1 protein-coding gene is annotated in these 1,339 nt (G+C 27.5%); it reads right to left on the reverse strand.

Annotated elements, in window-relative coordinates; genetic code table 11:
• Window positions 1–57: 57 nt before the first annotated feature.
• Window positions 58–1,339, reverse strand: a 1,282-nt coding sequence (locus PVA17_RS24775; protein WP_274069344.1) for a DUF2726 domain-containing protein, incomplete at its 5' end; no start/stop codon positions are given.

Consider the following 1,339-nt stretch of genomic DNA (forward strand, 5'->3'; position numbering starts at 1 on the left):
CTATACATATAATAGAAAGAACTCGATATTATAAGTTATTCAATCAGTAGTATTTCTTTATTCATAATAAAAGTTAATTTGATTTAACTGCGGATATCTATTGTAAATTTTTGTCTTTATACTATCAAGACCAATGCTAATAATCATTTCTGCTTGTTTATTAAGAGTAATACTCAATAACATTTGTTCTTTATTAAATGAAAATTCTAACGTACTTTGAGCAATTATTTCCCCGACAATTTCATTCCAAAAAGTTTTTAATTCAACTTCATCAATTGAAGAATCATATATACCAAATCGTTTTAAATCAAACTCGCTAAGAAGATTGCTCTCAGGATATTCTGATTGTGTATCTAATAAAAATTGTTTTGTTGTAGTTTTAATCTCTTCTTTTAAACGCTCATAATCCATAGCTGCATTGTAGCGAACCCGAATTAAAGGCAAACCACTAGTTTCAAAAATGTGATTTTTCACTATCCCATTTTGTTCAGCACGCTTACTATCATTATAATCACTATCTTTTTCAAAGCAGATGATCGGAAAGTAGGTTGTGGTATTTATAATCGCAAAATCTACATGTGCTTTAAATAAATATGACATTTCGTCGTTTGATAAAAACTCTTTTACTTTATCTAAATCAATAATCGCCTTTAAATCCATATTGGGAAATACAAGATGTTGCGGAAATGTTTCGATAAGAACTCTGTATAAATTGATTTCAGATTCATGATAGAATATTGGTCGATAAAATTTATTTTTATTTGCTTTAATGACCTGTCGTTCTATCTTCGGGTCAACCCAAGATTCAACTAATTCCTGAATCGTAGCATCAAATTTAATTTCCCCATTATGTTCTTCAATTAAGCCATTCTCCAGCAAAGGATTTAATTTCTTATTAAAGAAATGTGTGTCATTAATCTTTATTGTTTCTTTTATTAATGTCATTGAAAAATCAGGGGCATCTAATAATTTATAAATAGTAAAAAGAATTTGTTTTTGTAACTTATCGGTTTTTTTAAAATAGTAATCCTTCATTCGTTTTGGCCTTTGTTTTAATTCCTCAATTGCTTTACGAACGTCATTTAGATTGTTATTAATATGTTTATCATTTGGATCTAATTTTTCTCCTTTTAATAACAGTTCTAAAGCAGTTTCGTATTGCTTTTCATATATATATATTACGGCCAAATTATTTAAAACTGCTACATTTTCATTGTCTTTTGCTAAAAGTACAGTATAAAGTGTTTTTGCTAAATTTGTATCTCCGAATCTTTTTACTACGAAAGCTGTTTCAAAAGTTAAATTTTCATTTATATACTCTTTTTTTTCAGAAGAGGAA

The organism is Lysinibacillus sp. CNPSo 3705, from assembly GCF_028674935.1.
Lineage (GTDB): Bacteria > Bacillota > Bacilli > Bacillales_A > Planococcaceae > Lysinibacillus.